General features: G+C 41.8%; 14 protein-coding genes. 11 read left to right on the forward strand and 3 right to left on the reverse strand.

All coding sequences use genetic code 11. The features are described 5' to 3' along the window. Window position 1 precedes the first annotated feature (1 nt). Window positions 2-937, reverse strand: a complete 936-nt coding sequence (locus B9Y89_RS07090; RefSeq protein WP_085522538.1) for an NAD(P)/FAD-dependent oxidoreductase — start codon at window positions 935-937, stop codon at window positions 2-4. 312 nt (window positions 938-1,249) lie between these two features. On the opposite strand from B9Y89_RS07090, the gene B9Y89_RS07095 reads away from it, so the two are divergent. The 7 genes from B9Y89_RS07095 to B9Y89_RS07125 all read left to right on the forward strand — a co-directional run bounded on the left by B9Y89_RS07095 (window position 1,250) and on the right by B9Y89_RS07125 (window position 9,664). Beyond that, a complete protein-coding gene (locus tag B9Y89_RS07095; RefSeq protein ID WP_085522539.1) occupies window positions 1,250-2,497 on the forward strand; it encodes a dicarboxylate/amino acid:cation symporter in 1,248 nt (415 codons plus the stop codon). 159 nt (window positions 2,498-2,656) lie between these two features. Further along, window positions 2,657-3,919 carry a BaiN/RdsA family NAD(P)/FAD-dependent oxidoreductase gene (locus tag B9Y89_RS07100; RefSeq protein ID WP_085522540.1) on the forward strand — a complete coding sequence of 421 codons (1,263 nt, stop codon included), beginning with the start codon at window positions 2,657-2,659 and terminating at the stop codon, window positions 3,917-3,919. 28 nt (window positions 3,920-3,947) lie between these two features. Beyond that, the gene (locus B9Y89_RS07105) at window positions 3,948-4,373 is read left to right on the forward strand and encodes an RDD family protein (protein WP_085522541.1); all 426 of its coding nucleotides are present in this window, start codon (window positions 3,948-3,950) and stop codon (window positions 4,371-4,373) included. Window positions 4,374-4,449: 76 nt separating this feature from the next. After that, window positions 4,450-5,427, forward strand: a complete 978-nt coding sequence (gene msrA / locus B9Y89_RS07110) for a peptide-methionine (S)-S-oxide reductase MsrA (RefSeq protein ID WP_085522542.1) — start codon at window positions 4,450-4,452, stop codon at window positions 5,425-5,427. A gap of 158 nt (window positions 5,428-5,585) precedes the next feature. Beyond that, window positions 5,586-6,203 carry a glycerol-3-phosphate acyltransferase gene (locus B9Y89_RS07115; RefSeq protein WP_085522543.1) on the forward strand — a complete coding sequence of 206 codons (618 nt, stop codon included), beginning with the start codon at window positions 5,586-5,588 and terminating at the stop codon, window positions 6,201-6,203. Next, window positions 6,172-7,803 carry an aminotransferase class V-fold PLP-dependent enzyme gene (locus B9Y89_RS07120; RefSeq protein WP_085522544.1) on the forward strand — a complete coding sequence of 544 codons (1,632 nt, stop codon included), beginning with the start codon at window positions 6,172-6,174 and terminating at the stop codon, window positions 7,801-7,803. The genes B9Y89_RS07115 and B9Y89_RS07120 overlap by 32 nt, the downstream gene beginning before the upstream one ends. 43 nt (window positions 7,804-7,846) lie before the next feature. Next, window positions 7,847-9,664: an LTA synthase family protein gene (locus B9Y89_RS07125; protein WP_085522545.1), complete on the forward strand. Its 1,818-nt coding sequence runs from the start codon at window positions 7,847-7,849 to the stop codon at window positions 9,662-9,664. 120 nt (window positions 9,665-9,784) lie between these two features. Here the strand turns inward: B9Y89_RS07125 and B9Y89_RS07130 are convergent, their stop codons facing one another. Next, on the reverse strand, window positions 9,785-10,972 hold the full coding sequence (locus tag B9Y89_RS07130) for a S1C family serine protease (protein WP_085522546.1): 1,188 nt from the start codon (window positions 10,970-10,972) through the stop codon (window positions 9,785-9,787). A gap of 15 nt (window positions 10,973-10,987) precedes the next feature. Further along, the gene (locus tag B9Y89_RS07135) at window positions 10,988-12,139 is read right to left on the reverse strand and encodes a zinc-ribbon domain-containing protein (protein WP_085522547.1); all 1,152 of its coding nucleotides are present in this window, start codon (window positions 12,137-12,139) and stop codon (window positions 10,988-10,990) included. 379 nt (window positions 12,140-12,518) lie between these two features. Here B9Y89_RS07135 and qoxA point away from each other — a divergent pair, with 379 nt between their 5' ends. Genes qoxA through qoxD form a run of 4 tightly spaced genes read left to right on the forward strand, consistent with a single transcriptional unit; the run spans window position 12,519 to window position 16,261 of the window. Continuing rightward, entirely contained in the window at window positions 12,519-13,373 is an 855-nt protein-coding gene (qoxA, locus tag B9Y89_RS07140; RefSeq protein ID WP_085522548.1) for a cytochrome aa3 quinol oxidase subunit II, read from the forward strand. Further along, entirely contained in the window at window positions 13,369-15,330 is a 1,962-nt protein-coding gene (gene qoxB / locus B9Y89_RS07145; RefSeq protein WP_441351471.1) for a cytochrome aa3 quinol oxidase subunit I, read from the forward strand. Before qoxA ends, qoxB begins: the two co-directional genes overlap by 5 nt. Beyond that, window positions 15,323-15,937 carry a cytochrome aa3 quinol oxidase subunit III gene (gene qoxC, locus B9Y89_RS07150; protein ID WP_085522550.1) on the forward strand — a complete coding sequence of 205 codons (615 nt, stop codon included), beginning with the start codon at window positions 15,323-15,325 and terminating at the stop codon, window positions 15,935-15,937. The genes qoxB and qoxC overlap by 8 nt, the downstream gene beginning before the upstream one ends. Beyond that, entirely contained in the window at window positions 15,938-16,261 is a 324-nt protein-coding gene (qoxD, locus tag B9Y89_RS07155; RefSeq protein ID WP_085522551.1) for a cytochrome aa3 quinol oxidase subunit IV, read from the forward strand. Window positions 16,262-16,515: the final 254 nt, after the last annotated feature.

Raw genomic sequence — 16,515 nt, forward strand, 5'->3', positions numbered from 1 at the left:
GTTAATTTTGTTCACTTTGATTGGTTATCGCTTTTGCAGCTAGCATCGCTTGTCCAGTGGCGGATGACAAACTTGAATATTCAGGAGGCGTACAAACATCGCCAATAGCGTAAATATATGGACTGCTCGTCTGCATGACTTCGTTAGTCTTGATATAGCCGCTTTGATCCGTTTTAATGAATGACTGAAACGGGTGGCTGTTCGGTTCAACGCCAATTCTAATAAAAATACCGTCTACGTCCATGATTTTTCTATCTGCGCCATTTTTAATAATCTCAATCGTTTGCCCCGTTTGGTTAACATCAATCCGCGTGACCTCGGCATGTGTCATCATTTGAACGTTGGGATGATGCCATACACGTTTCTGGAACGATGGCTGCGCTTTAAACCGGTTCGAACGGTGAATTAATGTGACATTCGCCCCCGCCTCTCCGAGGAGAAATGCGCCTTCAAACGCGCGGTCACCTCCACCAATCACAACTGCATGTTTGTTGTTAAAAAGATGGGCATCACGTGATGCTGAATAGACCTCATTATGTCTCGTTAATTCAGATTCACCTAAAATATGTAATCGTTTAGGCGCCGCTCCAGTAGCGATGATGAGAGATTGAAAAGATAGGCTGCGGTTGTGCCCCTTTTGGTCAGATAAAGTTAGGGTACGATGGCTCAAATTAAGGTCTTTTATCAAACAGTTTGTTTCATAATGATCCGTCATTTGTTTTAAGTGTTGGATAAATGCTTGCCGCATGTTCTCACCTGTAACATGAGGCAGCCCCGGATAATCCATAATGTTGTTTTTGATGTTTTCAAGTTGCCCACCTAACGTTGGGCGTTTCTCGATCATGAAGTGTTTGATCTCCAAACGCTGACACCATACCGCAGCAGCAATCCCTGCTGGCCCGCCTCCAATAATCACAGTTTCAATTTCAGGAGTCATTCATTCACGTCCTTTAAAAGGCCATTGAGTTGTTATTGGAAAATTATGACCTTGACACTTTGACTTATTCATATTTTAATATAAGTATGGCGATTTTCACAAAAATTTAATGTGCAGTTGTTGCTCACTATACCCCAACTCATTTCCTATTCAATTTAAAGTGCTTTTGAGAAGCATGTTAAAACAATGGATTTTCCACAAATACCTCTTTATATTGATGATAACAATTGAATACCAATGTAGACGAGTTATGTGACTTGTCTGGTTTTTAAGCTCAATCTTTGAAAAATGATGATAAAAGGGGGAAACAACATGAAACTCACAGCGAAGATTATCATTTATTTGATCGCTGGTTTTGCTATCGGTCTATTACTTAATTTATTTGCACCCGACGTGTTCCAGCCCATTGATAAGTATTTCTTCAATCCTTTAGGAACGATTTTCCTCAACCTTATTAAAATGTTAGTTGTTCCGATCGTGTTTTTCTCGATTGTTCTTGGGACAGCTGGTTTGGGTGATCCAAAAAAGTTGGGTCGAATCGGTGGGAAAACGATTGTTTATTTTTTAATAACAACAACTATAGCGATTTCATTGGCTATTGCGTTTGCTTACCTGATTCAACCCGGTAATTTTGGGAATATTGATACTTCTGGAGCGGCGTATGAGAGTCAAGAAGCGCCATCTGTGGTTGACACGTTCACGAGCATTATTCCGACGAACCCGATTCAGGCAATGGTGGAAGGTAACATGTTACAAATCATTGCTTTCTCGATTTTTATTGGATTGGCTTTGACGATGTTGGGCAAAAAGACAGAGGGAATTAAGAAGCTAATCGAACAGGGCAATGATATAATGATGTATCTTGTCAATGTCATCATGAAATTTGCGCCATATGGTGCGTTCGGATTGGTGGCTTCCGCTGTCGGTGAAATGGGATGGGATGCTGCAAAAGCGATGGGATTATATATGATCGTTGTTTTGTTGGTCCTATTTGTTCATGCTTTTGTTACTTATGGGTCAGCCGTTGCCTTTATTGCAAAACGCAGTCCGATTCAATTTTTCAAAGGTTTTTTACCAGCAATTACGGTTGCCTTTAGTACCTCTAGCAGTAGTTCAACATTGCCGGTGTCCATGGATATGGCGCAAAAGAATTTGAAGGTGCCGAAGTCGGTTAGCGGATTCGTTCAGCCATTGGGTGCGACCATTAATATGGATGGTACGGCAATTATGCAAGGTGTAGCAACCATATTTATTGCTCAAGTGTATGGGTCAGACCTGGCTTTCACACAGTTAGTCTTAGTTGTTTTGACGGCTGTATTGGCCAGTATTGGAACAGCAGGTGTACCAGGCGTTGGTTTAATTATGCTGGCGATGGTGCTTAACCAAGTTAACTTGCCTGTCGAAGGGATTGGCTTGATTATTGGTGTTGACCGGATTCTTGATATGACAAGGACAGCTCTTAATATTACGGGCGATGCTGCCTGCGCGGTAGTTGTGTCAGAAACTGAGAAGAAGCACGATGAAGATGAAAGTGAAGATTCATCCTTAGCGAATGCCTAAATAAATGATGAAGAAAACCCGGCTGAGGCCGGGTTTTTGCAATGAGTATCGTTTTACAGTCAGCAGGCGGACGATGATTCAATACGTGCCAAGCTCACCCATCTTTGTTCAGTCAACAATATATGGTATTGTATAAGGATGGAAATGAGGTGGCTACGATTGAGTTATGATGTTATTGTAATTGGCGGCGGACCTGCGGGTTTAATGGCCTCAGTTTCAGCGGCTGAACATGGCGCTGCCGTTTTATTAGTTGATAAAGGTAATAAGCTTGGGCGCAAACTAGAAATCTCAGGTGGCGGCCGTTGTAATGTAACGAACCGGAAGCCTGCTAGAGAATTAGTTGAATATCTCCCGGGAAATGGGAAGTTTTTATACAGTGCGTTTGCCACGTTTGATAATGAAGCGATTATCCAATTCTTTGAGGACCTTGGTATTGCCCTTAAGGAAGAAGACCGCGGACGTATGTTCCCGGTATCGGATTCCGCAAAAACCGTTGTTGATGCCCTTTTACGAAAAATAAAGCATTTGAATGTTGACATCAGAACAAATGAACCGGTCGAAACGGTTCTGTATAACGGACAATCGGTGCAGGGTATCAAGTTAAAGTCAGGTCAGAAAATAGAGGCTACCAATGTCATCATTGCCGTTGGCGGCAAGTCAGTCCCGCGGACAGGTTCTACAGGTGATGGATACGCATGGGCGAAAATGGCTGGGCATACCATCACTGAATTGTATCCAACCGAAGTCCCCGTTACATCAAATGAGCCTTTTATTAAAAATAAGACACTCCAAGGCTTATCACTTCAGGATGTAGCATTAACGGTACATAATCCGAAAGGTAAAGCGATCATTACGCATCGCTGGGATATGATTTTTACTCATTTTGGTCTATCTGGCCCGGCGGTACTGCGATGCAGCCAATTTATCGTTAAGGCGCTTAAAAAGTTTGCGGTAGATACGCTGGATATCAGCATTGATACTCAACCCGACAATAATGAAGAACAAGTTGTCCAAATGTTGATAAAACGAAGCAAGAACGATCCAAAAAAGGCTGTAAAAAATGTTTGGAAAGGGCTCGTTCCTGAACGGTATCTCCTATTTCTATTAGAACGAATCGGATTGAGCGGTGAAACCAATTATCATGAATTACCAAAATCAGCTGCTCGTGAGTTAGCCCAAGCGTTAAAGGTCTTTCCTGTCAAAGTAAACGGAACCCTGTCTATTGAAAAAGCCTTTATTACCGGTGGCGGCGTGTCATTAAAAGAAGTCCATCCGAAAACAATGGCATCGAAATGGATGCAAGGCTTGTTTTTCTGTGGGGAAGTCTTGGATATCCATGGTTACACAGGCGGTTATAATATCACAGCAGCATTTACCACTGGGTATAACGCGGGCAAAAGCGCAGCTGAGTTTGCTTATTAAGGCAACTAAAAAAGGGGGGAGTTGAACAATGACAATTGATCGCCCCGCCGGCTTTTGGATTCGTCTAGTCGCTTCAATATTAGATGGATTAGCAACGGGCATCCCAATATCAATTGTGATTTATTTAATAACGGGTCAAGTGACAACAGAGGATACATTTATGGGAGGCTGGTGGACGGATATTCTCCTCGCATTATATTGGATTCTTGTCCCTGTCTATTGGCACGGTTATGTGATTGGAAAGAGGGCAATGGGGATTCGTATCGTTAAAGTGGATGGTGAGAATGTAACGATTTGGACGATGCTTATAAGGTATTTGACCATGGCCATAAGCTTTACGATCACATTGGGTATTGGCGGCATTGTCAGTGCATTTATGGTTGGATTGCGGGCGGACAAACGAAGTATTCATGATTTGGCCGCCGGTACATATGTTACTCATAATCAATGGTAGTTTTAAGCACCGTACTTGGATAAAAGCTTGATACGGCGCTAAAATTAAAGAGAAATGATGTTAAGGGGTGTTATTGATGACAGAAAAAAAGCTTGAGCATGCAACCTTTGCCGGTGGATGTTTCTGGTGTATGGTCAAACCATTTGATGAAATGCCGGGGATCCATGGAGTGGTTTCAGGTTATACGGGCGGTACAACGGAAAATCCAACCTACGCGGATGTATCAACAGATCGAACGGGTCACAGGGAAGCCGTTCAAATCACCTATGATCCGGTTGTTTTTCCATACGAAAAATTGCTCGACATTTTTTGGATGAACATTGATCCAACTGATGCTGGCGGCCAATTTCATGATCGTGGTGAACATTATAAGACAGCGATCTATTATCACAATGACAAGCAAAAACAACTCGCTGAAAAGTCTAAGCAAGATTTGGATGCTAGTGGGAAATTCCAAGATCCGGTTGTGACGGATATTTTACCAGCAGCTACTTTTTATCCAGCAGAGGAAGGTCATCAAGACTATTATAAGAAAAATCCATTCCATTATAGCCGTTATTACGAAGGCTCCGGACGTAAAGGTTTTACTGAACATCATTGGCAATTGGCCAAGGATAAGGACACACTGAAGCAGGAATTGTCAGATATTCAATATAAGGTGACACAGGAAAATGCGACGGAACGTCCTTTTGAGAATGAATACTACGACAATGAGCAGGAAGGCATTTACGTTGATATCGTATCAGGTGAGCCGTTGTTCAGTTCAAAAGACCAATATGACGCTGGTTGCGGATGGCCGAGCTTCACCAAGCCGTTACACAAACATCATATTAATGAGGACTTAGATCAAAGCCATGGGATGATCCGGACAGAAGTTCGCAGCAAATTTGCCGATTCACACCTCGGTCACTTATTTGACGATGGGCCGGGCAAAGATGGCCTTAGATACTGTATCAACTCTGCTGCCATGCGATTTATACCGAAAGTTGATCTGGATCAAGAAGGTTACGGTGAATATAAGGCCTTGTTTGAGGATTCGTCTGAGAAACAATAGCTTGGCTGCAACCATTTGCGATGATCCCTTTTAAGCAGGCACTGTTTAAAAGGGATCATTGTATAGTTAAGAAAAATTGACGATATTTTCAAATTAAGACTGGTCATTTTCTGAAGGTCTTGCTACTATTGACATGACAAAGATTTGGGGGCGGTCATGTGGGTGTTCTGCCATATGGATTGATCATCGTTGCTTATTTATTTGGGTGTTTTATCACCGGCTATTACCTATACAGGATCCGTACTGGAAAAGACATCAGAACAATGGGAAGTCGCAATCCCGGGGCTCGCAATGTTAGTAGATACCTAGGTAAACCAGGGTTTATCTTAACATTACTCGGTGATATGCTGAAGGGTGTATTGGCCGTTACTCCAGCTATATGGTTAAATATAAATGAGTTTTGGGTCATAATCTGTGGTTTAGCTGCTGTGCTTGGCCATCTCTGGCCGTTCCAACTTGGCTTTAAAGGTGGAAAAGGCATTGCTGTTTATCTAGGTGTTATTCTTACCATCAATGGATGGTTGGCTTTCTATTTAGTTGGTCTATTTATAATCATTTGGTTATGGCTGCGACGCTTTACGATCAGTGGCTTGCTCACCATTAGCGTTTTACCGCTCGTCCTTATCGTTCAGCAGCATTCGTGGGTGATGTGTGTGGGTTTGCTTCTAATGGCGGCCTTGTTACTTTATGCCCATCGGACAAACTTACGAAAAGATAAGAGTGGCGTGTCTGAGGAGGAAGAAGATGAACAATCAAACAACATCCCTTACATATAAGATAGCATCAAAGTCTGATGAATTCAGACAAATCTATGCACTCAATTATGAAACTTTTGTGGAAGAAATCCCCCAGCATGAGCAAAATTCGGAACGGCAGCTGATCGATCGTTTCCATGATGAAAATACTTACATCATTGCTCTTGATGGCGGTGTCCTTGTCGGCATGATTGCTATCCGCGGCAACCGTCCTTTTTCTCTTGATCAAAAATTAGATCATTTAGATGATTATTTACCGGATGGATTTTCAGCATGTGAAATCCGCTTATTATCGGTCAAAAAGTCCTATCGGCATACAAGTGTTTTTTTTGGTTTGTGTGAAACTTTGGTTTCCTATTGTCTTGAGAATGGCTACGATATGGCACTCATTTCGGGAACAACGAGACAGGAAAAGTTGTACCGGCATCTTGGTTTCAAATCATTCGGGCCCTTGGTCGGAACGGGTGAGGCGCAATATCAGCCGATGTACTTAACTAAGGAGCGGTTTGATCGGAAGACTGTGGCCTTTAAACGGGTCCTTGAGCGCCAAAGCCAGACTTATAGTTTGCTTCCGGGTCCTGTTAATGTCTCCAAAGATGTTCGACAGGCAATGGGCGTTGAGCCATTGTCGCATCGTTCGAATGCTTTCAAGGATGAGCTGCACCGTACGAAAACCGCATTGTGTAACTATACTGGTGCAGCTCATGCTGAACTATTCGTCGGTACGGGTACATTAGGTAATGATGTGGTCGCCGGTCAATTGTCGCTTTTGCAAGAACCGGGTTTGATTCTTGTGGGCGGTGAATTTGGTGAGCGATTAGTTGACCATGCTAGCCGATTTGGACTGTCATTTGAAGTCTTGAAAAAGGCATGGGGAACACCCTTTAATCAGAAGGAAATTGAACACTTTTTAAGTAATCATCCTGAGATTGGATGGATTTGGACGGTTCACTGTGAAACATCGACGGGTTATGTTTTTGATGCTGAGACCTTAATGACTTTGTCAAAACAGTATGATGTCAAGTTGTGTCTGGATGGCAGCAGTTCCATCGGCGCGATTCCAATTGACCTTGGGCAAGTTTATTTAGCGACAACAGTAAGTGGTAAAGCGCTGGGGTCTTACGCAGGATTGACGATTGTTTTTTACAATCACAATGTCCGGCCTTCCGAGCAATTACCACGGTATCTTGACCTTGGTTTGTATGCTAAAAAAGAGGGTGTGCCGTTCACGCATTCATCCAATCTCGTATCGTCGTTACTGACAGCGCTTAGAGAAAGAGGCAAGCAAACGATGAACGATGAACTGCAAAAGTACGCTCGATGGCTGCGAGAAGTATTGGTAGAGAAAGGCTTTCAGTTAGTGGGGGATGACAGGCAGACGTCCCCGGCTGTTATTACCATTGAACTTCCTGATGCTTTATCCTCACAATCTGTCGGTGATCAATTATTTAAGAAAGGGTATCATGTCAGTTATCAAAGTGATTACTTGTTAATGCGGAATTGGATTCAATTATCCTTGATGGGGGATCATTCTGCAGACAAAATCGAAGGTGCGGTCGCTGAGCTGGAACATATCTCTACACTGGCAGGAGGTCATCATCATTCGATTATTAAACACTAAGCGGCCTTTATCAGCCTTTTTATTCTATGTATTAGCGACTTTGATGATATGGATCAAAATTTATGTTGTTTATAAGCTCGTTTTTGACTTTCCAGCCCATTCGTTTCTTGAGCAAATCGTACTGGTTCTCAATCCTATTGGTTCTATTGCTTTGATCCTTGGTTGCAGCTTTTTCTTTTCTAAACAGTTGCGCCCGTGGCTCGTCATCTGTTTGGTTGTCGTTGTTACCGGCATTTTATATGCTAACATGCTTTATTATCGCTTTTATATTGATTTTGTAACGGTACCGGTCTTGTTTCAATTTCAAAACGTTGGCGGGCTCAGCCAAAGCACACTGGAGTTGATTCATGGATGGGATGTATTGTTGTTCTTGGATATTCCCATTCTCATTTGGTTGATGAAACGGCGTGAAATAAACGGACGTTTCATGACCCAGCGGTTGAAATACAAGGTCGCGGGGACAAGTGTTGCTATTATAGCTTTAAGCATGGGTTTGTCGCTCATCAGTCACCCCCAGTTTCTTTCAAAATATTATAACCGTGAATTGCTGGTATCGTCGCTCGGTCTATTCAACTATCATTTATATGATATCGGTCTGCAAATCTCTCATCCATTTAATAAAGCTATGGCTGACGGACTGGATACGGAGGAGACAGAGGATTATGTTGTCCAGAATAACGTGAAGGGGGGACCAGCAGATTCATTCGGTGTTGCCGAGGGGAAAAATTTAATTTTTGTCATGCTGGAATCGACTCAAGGCTTCGCGATTGATAAGAAACTGCACGGGGAAGCGGTCACACCGTTTTTGAACAAACTCAAGGAACACAGCTATTATTTTGATAACTTTTATCATCAGACGGCTCAAGGCAAGACATCTGATGCGGAATTAATGGTGGATACGGGTCTTTATCCGTTGCCGAGCGGATCGGTATTTGTAAGGAAACCTGAGAATGCCTACAATAGTCTGCCGGATATTTTGGGGAAGCAAGGTTACACGTCCGTCGCTTTACACGGTAATGTCCGAGATTTTTGGAACCGTGCAGATATGTATGACAATTTAGGATACAACCATTTTTACTCCAAGCGCGATTATCATGTCACAGAGAATAATTCAGTTAACTATGGTCTTAAGGATATACCATTCATCGAGCAATCTATGCCCTATTTATCATCATTATCTGAGCCATTTTACGCGAAGTTTCTATTATTAACGAATCATTTTCCATTTTTATTGGACAAAGAAGATCGCTTGATTCAAAAAGCTGACACAGAGGAAGATGTTGTCAACCGATATTTTACGACGGTTCGCTATGAGGATGAAGCAGTGAAGCACCTGTTTTCACGGCTGAAGGAAAAAGGACTTTATCAAAATTCGGTCATTGTGCTCATGGGTGACCATTATGGTATTTCGGAAAAATACAGTGAAGCACTTGGAGAGGCTTTGGACAAAAAAATAACGCCAATGACCGAAGTTCAGTTTGAAAAGGTGCCTTTGCTAATTCACGTCCCTGGGCAGGAAGGTCAAGTGATTCATACGGTTGGCGGGGAAATTGACGTTCGACCGACGCTTTTGCATCTGTTAGGTGTGAAAACCGATCAGTATGTCTCTTTTGGCCAAGATTTGCTGTCAAAGCAAAACGATCAGTTCGTTGTGTTCCGAAATGGTAATTTTGTGTCGAATAAGTACGTCTATACGCAGAACATTTGTTATGATGCCCAGTCGGGTGAAAAAGTAAAGCGCCATAAATGTTGGCCTTATATGCAAAAAGCGAAAAAGGAACTCCACCATTCTGATCAGGTTATTTTCGGTGATTTGTTGAGGTTTACTGGGGATAAAATGAAGAGCAGGCCAAGTCAATAGACAATGGTCTGCTTTTATTAGCAAATGCCCGTAAAGTATCAAAATGTAACTTAAAGGATAGGTCCCTGAAAGAAATGCTAATAAATGACCGCCGATGATGATCGGCGGTTAATTTATGTTTTACTCTTCTTTTTTCTTATCTTGATCGGCTTTGTCACTATTTTGATTGGCTTTTGTTGCGCTGCCTTCTAGTATTTTCAATTGATCGTTTTCAATACCTATAGTGTAAGTGGCGTTGTATTTCTGTTTCGTTTTCTTACGGCCGTTATTGCGCTTGGTGGCTTCAATCAAGGTTTTGACGGTCATGACATCATTGTTTCGTGTTGCGCTGATACTGAGCACTTTTACATCGACAGTTTTGATGTACCCTGAGCGAAAGTCTTTGTAAGCTGTCTTCTTCTGCCACTCACTTCCAAGCAGAGAGTAGGCGGAGACAAAGTCGCCAAGGGAAATGCTGTCATAAAAATAGTTGACGATATACTTAGATTGCTGCTTGGATAATTGTAATGCCTGTTCACCAATGGGAAGCGGCTCGGCATTAGCCGTTACCTTGCGTTTTGGATGCTTTGACCAGTTACTGACTTTGTTAATCACATTATTGATTGGAATGCTGAAACCCATATTGCCCTTTTTGACACCGGCCGAGTTGATACCGATGACTTTCCCGTTTTTACGATTTAAAAGGGGGCCGCCGCTATTCCCATGTGCGATCGGTGCAGAAATCTGGTAAACATTTTTATATTGATAGCCTTCAAGATCGAAATTGCGTCCGACGCCGCTGATTATACCGGTGGTCACCGTGTTCTGAAAGCCGAGTGGACTTCCGAGTGCGATGACATCATCACTGATTTCCACCTTACTGTCTGATTGTAGAGATAGATGGGACTGCCCAGCTAAACCAGGGACCCGGATTACAGCAATATCCGTTTGTTCCCCCTTACCAATAACCGTACCTTCATACTTACTGGCATCAGCTGTCTTAATATAGACGGTGTTAGACTTTCCAACAACATGGGCATTCGTAATGACATCACCTTTGTCATTAAATAAAAAGCCAGATCCGATCACTTTACCTTCAGTCGTTGATGTCTCAACCTGAACAACGGCTTTCTGACTATTATGGATGATTTTCTTTAAACTGAGTGTCTTTGAACGACCCACTTCTGATTTGTCATTGTATTGACCCAGTACGGAATTAGCTTGAACCGTATAATTGGTGTAGTGCTCAATGGCGAAATAGCCGCCCACCAAACTACCAAAAATAATGAATAGGGTCAGAAAGATATAGACAATTGTCGATTTTCTCATAAAAAACTCACCCGTCTAATCAAGATACCATTGGACTTTGCTAACGGAGACTTGATAGTGTTGTTTCTTAGTCTTGTTTGCCTTCTTAGAATCGTTGTAATGTGTATTTTTAAATGTTCCTTGTTCATCTGGATAAATTTTATAAGGTGTCGCATAACATGAACCTTTGTTAATTACATTGCCGTTTTTTCCCTTAATTGTGTAATAAACGTTGACAGAGTGGATGGACACAGTAGCCGTACTTTTAACTGTCCCTTGCACCGTCATATCCCCGTTTTTATTGACTTTCAGATTAACATTAGCGACTTCAACGGCTTCATTTTCATTATGTTTGCGTTCTTTTTCAGCGGCCGTTAGGGCTTCCTGCAATCGTTGTTCTTGTGCCTTCAAGTAACTTTCTTTTTTGGATTTAACTGTTTTTTGAAGGCTTAGCAAATTTTTGTTATCAGGAAAAAGGGCTAGTGACTTATCTAAAACTGTCTGTGCCGACTCATAACGCTGTTCTTTAAGGTAACTCGTTGCCTGTTGCTTGGCGATTGTTACAATTTTGTCTTTAACGGTTTTTGCCACTTCTTTACCTTTATCTGTGGTAAGGTTTTGCGATTGATTATAAAGAGCTTTCAATTCTGTCAGCGTATCAGCCTGTTTCAATTTGACGTTAATCTGCGCAATTGAGACCTTGTCACGTAACTCTTTAATTCGTTCATTTAAGTGGTTAGCTACTTTGCCTTTTGTCTGTATCAAACCATTTTCAGCTTCTTGAAGTTTATTTAAGGATTCTTGGTAGTTTTCATCTTTTTTCAACGCTTTAGCTTCTTGAATTTTGTCATCAATTTTAATGGCAAGGCCAGTGATATTTTGATTTTTTTGAGCGGCCTGAAACTTTGACCGGTGTTCCAGAGCCTTTTGGAAAGCGGCTTGGGCTGAAGTGTAGTCGCCATCAAGTGACAGGCGTTCACCTTTATCGAAAAAGTTCATGGCGTCGACGGTTTTTTGATGTTGATAGAGAAAATAAGATGTGAAAGTGATGATGAAAGCGAATGCTGTAATTGCAGGTAATAACCATAATCGGTTCATCTTCTTATCTTCTGTATTCAGCCGGTGACCGCATTGGGCGCAATACCGATCTTCGTCGTTAACTGGTTGCCCGCAGGATGGGCATGCCATAAGATGTCACCCCCTCTAAAAATGATATTTATAAAAACCATAATATGGATAATTTAGTCAAAGATTAATAGTTATTGAGACTATTTTCATTATAGATGGGGGCGACATAATTCGCAATCCGACGAAAGCAATTTTCTTTTTTTCTGTCAACAATATCCCACTGGGAAACCTGTGAAGGTAATTGTGAACAAAAAGCGTAGGAAACGTGACAAAGTTTTTATCAAAACGTGATGATTTGTTGAACAATGTGATAAACACGGTCAGAATGGGAAAACATTTGATAGGATATAACTAGTGAAGATACTAGCAATGAATAAAATGTTTTTTTATATTCTGTGACGTTGGTCAATGGATGTATAGATAGAAGGAGGTTTGAGAGATGTTACGACGTTTGATTAAATCTGGAGCGTTACTTACAATTTTAACTCTGATGTTATCAGGGTGTTCTTGGGATAACGTTCTTGTTTTAAGTCCCGATGGCCCTGTTGCAGACCGACAGAAAGAATTGATTATGTGGTCGTTTTACTTGGTCATGGGCATCGTTGTTGTTGTTTTTGCCCTTTTTACTTATATTGTATGGAAATTTCGTAACCGCTCTGGTGAAAAACATTATGATCCTGAATATGAAGGCAATAAGAAATTGGAATTCATTTGGACAGGGATTCCAATTATTATCGTGATTCTATTGGCGATTCCGACAGTAACCACAACGTTTGATTTGAAAAACAAACCCGAAAAATATGAAGATGCGGAACCCTTGACGATCAAAGTCATTGCCGCTGATTGGAAATGGGTTTTTCAATATCCGGAACAAGGGATTCAAACAGTCAATTATTTACACATACCTGAGGAAAGACCGGTTAATTTCGTGTTGACATCTGCAGGCTCCATGTGCTCTTTCTGGATACCAGAATTAGGTGGGCAGAAATATGCAATGTCAGGTATGAAGACTAATCTTTGGTTAGCGGCTGATGATCCAGGTGTTTATCTTGGGCAAAATGCTAACTTTTCCGGTGAAGGGTATACGCACATGAAATTCAAGGTCTACTCACAGACAGAGAGTAACTTTGATCAATGGGTAAAAAATGTGAAGCAAGACGCACCCGACTTGTCAAAGGATAAATTTGATGACATTCTAAAACCAGGATTGGCTGAACGCATGACATTTTCGTCTTATCCGAAAAACTTTGACTTTGTCATGAGAGGAGGTTCGGAACTCTATGAACAAGATTAAAGAATTCTTAGGTGATTTTTTCGTCACGGGACAACCGATGATTTATGCTGCAGATGCTTCAATTATTTTGGCCGTGATTGGTATTGTCTTTGTCCTCACTTATTTTAAAAAATGGAAATGGCTGTGGACGAACTGGTTGAAAACCGTTGACCATAAAAAAATTGGTATTATGTATATCATTGCTGCTTTATTGATGTTATTTAGGGGGGGCGTGGATGCGCTCTTAATGCGAACCCAGCTTGCGCTTCCGAATTTGGAGTTTCTAAATTCTCAGCACTATAATGAGATTTTCACAACACATGGAACAATTATGATTCTTTTTGTTGCGATGCCGTTTATCATTGGTTTGATGAACGTTGCTATTCCATTACAAATTGGGGCTCGGGATGTTGCTTTTCCTTATTTGAATGCACTGAGCTTTTGGCTCTTCTTTTTCGGCGCCATGCTATTTAATATATCTTTTGTTATTGGCGGCTCACCTGATGCCGGTTGGACCAACTATACACCATTGGCTGGTGCAACATTAAGTCCAGGGGTTGGCATTAATTATTATTTAATTGCCTTACAAATTGCAGGTATTGGTACATTGACGACAGGGATTAACTTCATGGTCACGATTTTAAAAATGCGTGCTCCAGGTATGAAATTGATGCAAATGCCGATGTTCACTTGGTCATCCCTGATTACGTCTATGATCATTGTGTTTGCTTTTCCGGTGTTAACCGTGGCTTTAGCCTTGTTAACGATTGACCGGCTATTTGGTGCTCACTTCTTCACCGTTGCAGCGGGTGGCATGCCGATGATGTGGGCGAACTTGTTCTGGATTTGGGGACACCCCGAAGTCTATATTGTTGTTTTACCGGCCTTTGGAATTTTTTCCGATGTCATATCAACCTTTGCTGGTAAGAAGTTGTTTGGTTACACAGCGATGGTTTGGTCGATGGTTTTAATTTCGGGCTTGAGCTTCTTAGTGTGGGTTCACCACTTCTTTACTATGGGGGCTGATGCGCCCGTGAACTCATTCTTTGCCGTATCAACCATGGCTATTGGGATACCAACAGGCATTAAAATCTTTAACTGGCTCGGTACATTATATAACTCAAAAATACGGTTTACCACTGCTCACTTGTGGGCATTAGCGTTTATTCCGAACTTTGTTGTTGGCGGTGTGACAGGCGTTATGTTAGCGATGGCACCTGCCGATTATCAGTACCACAACACCTATTTCCTAGTGGCGCACTTCCACAACGTGTTGATTGCTGGTACTGTGTTTGGTCTATTTGCTGGTTTCCATTACTGGTATCCAAAAATGTTCGGTCACAAGCTAAATGAAAAATTAGGGAAATGGGCGTTCTGGTTTTGGGTCATTGGTTTTAATGCTACATTCCTTCCGCAGTATTTTGTTGGTTTGATGGGCATGACCCGGAGAACTTATACTTATCCAGAAGGAATGGGTTGGACATCTTGGAACTTTGTCTCAACGATAGGTGCTTTCTTGATGGGCGTTGGTTTTATCATTCTCGTGTATGCCATTTATTACAGCATTCGGTATGGTGAACGTGATTTAACGGGTGATCCATGGGGTGGTCGCACACTGGAATGGTCAATACCGTCGCCCGCACCTGAATATAACTTTGCTAAGATGCCGAAAGTGGAAGGCATGGATGCATTTAAAATAATGAAAGATAAAGGCGAAGCGAATCATATTCATGAAGGACCCTTTCATGATATACACATGCCTGATGATTCAGGGCGACCGTTTATTATGTCTGTTGCTTTCTTCATTGCTGGATTTGGCTTTATATTTGGATGGTACTGGATGGGCATTCCAGGACTAGCAATTGTACTATTGTGTATGCTGCTTCGTTCGTTTGAGGATGATACGGGTCATCATATTCCAGCGGAAGAAGTCGCCGAAACTGAACATCTAAGGACAGGAGGTAACAAACATGTCTGATCATAGTACAACAATTGATCCTCATACGCCCTTGGAATATCAATCCGAAGATGGGCGATTGAAGATCTTCGGTTTTTGGATTTTCCTTGGCGCGGAAATTGTGTTATTTTCTTGTTTGTTTGCGACGTACCTCTTGTATCTTGACCATAATCCGATTGGCCCGACTCGTGATGAACTATTTGAAGTTAAAGCTTTTATGATTGAAACGCTGTTGCTATTAACGAGTAGTTTTACTTGTGGGTTGGCCACTTACGAATTACGTCGCGGTAATCTCAAGGGCATTATGATCTGGATGATTATAACGCTCATCCTGGGTCTTGGCTTCTTATACGAAGAGATTAGTGAATTTATCACCTATGTGCATGAAGGAGCTGCCATTACAACAGATGCTTTCTGGTCTGGCTTCTTCACTCTTGTTGGAACCCATGGTGCTCACGTATCACTCGGTATTTTGTGGGCAATAGGCGTATTAATCCAATTAGCAAGGTATAAATTGACGCCTGTCACGGCAAGAAAATTATTCATTGTGAGTTTATATTGGCACTTTCTCGATGTTGTCTGGGTGTTTATCTTTACGGCAGTTTATCTAACAGGGATGGTGTTATAGATGAGTACTGATGCACAGGCCCAAAATCCGTCACATGGGCACGAGGGTTTTCCATGGAAACACGTGATTGGATTCTTGCTTTCGATTGGTTTAACCTTTCTTGCGCTATGGCTGGTAATAGGGACATCGTTATCTACTGATATGACCATTGGGCTAATTGTTACACTCGCTATTTTTCAAGTGCTGGTTCAGTTATTGTTCTTCATGCACTTGACTGAGCGAAACGCAGCCTATCAAATCACAGCTATTGTTTTTGGTCTTTTTACCGCTTTTGTTATTGTCATTGGATCGATTTGGGTCATGTCGTTTGGTTATATGATGTAGGAGAAAGAACGGACAAAACACAGGGGGAGATTGTGATATGCCACAAATGAAAAATATGAACACTGAGTCTATATACGAAAGTAGCGAATCTCCATGGAGGCACGTGGTGGGGTTTGTCCTTTCGATTATATTAGCAGCTTTATCACTCTGGACAGTATTATATTCGGATGTTTCAATGAAATCCCTGGTGAGCGTGATCTCAATCTTCGCTTTCTTACAGGCTGTCCGGCAGTTGTTGTATGTCCGTTCACATC

Origin of the sequence: Tuberibacillus sp. Marseille-P3662 (genome assembly GCF_900178005.1) — a bacterium.
Taxonomy (GTDB): domain Bacteria; phylum Bacillota; class Bacilli; order Bacillales; family Sporolactobacillaceae; genus Marseille-P3662.

Coding starts and splice junctions, on each gene's coding strand:
- msrA (WP_085522542.1), top strand. CDS start 4,450: ATGACAGAAAAAAAGCTTGAGCATGCAACCTTTGCCGGTGGATGTTTC.
- B9Y89_RS07095 (WP_085522539.1), top strand. CDS start 1,250: ATGAAACTCACAGCGAAGATTATCATTTATTTGATCGCTGGTTTTGCT.
- B9Y89_RS07135 (WP_085522547.1), bottom strand. CDS start 12,139: ATGGCATGCCCATCCTGCGGGCAACCAGTTAACGACGAAGATCGGTAT.
- qoxA (WP_085522548.1), top strand. CDS start 12,519: ATGTTACGACGTTTGATTAAATCTGGAGCGTTACTTACAATTTTAACT.
- B9Y89_RS07125 (WP_085522545.1), top strand. CDS start 7,847: ATGATATGGATCAAAATTTATGTTGTTTATAAGCTCGTTTTTGACTTT.
- B9Y89_RS07130 (WP_085522546.1), bottom strand. CDS start 10,972: ATGAGAAAATCGACAATTGTCTATATCTTTCTGACCCTATTCATTATT.
- qoxD (WP_085522551.1), top strand. CDS start 15,938: ATGAGTACTGATGCACAGGCCCAAAATCCGTCACATGGGCACGAGGGT.
- B9Y89_RS07105 (WP_085522541.1), top strand. CDS start 3,948: ATGACAATTGATCGCCCCGCCGGCTTTTGGATTCGTCTAGTCGCTTCA.
- qoxC (WP_085522550.1), top strand. CDS start 15,323: ATGTCTGATCATAGTACAACAATTGATCCTCATACGCCCTTGGAATAT.
- B9Y89_RS07120 (WP_085522544.1), top strand. CDS start 6,172: ATGAACAATCAAACAACATCCCTTACATATAAGATAGCATCAAAGTCT.
- B9Y89_RS07090 (WP_085522538.1), bottom strand. CDS start 937: ATGACTCCTGAAATTGAAACTGTGATTATTGGAGGCGGGCCAGCAGGG.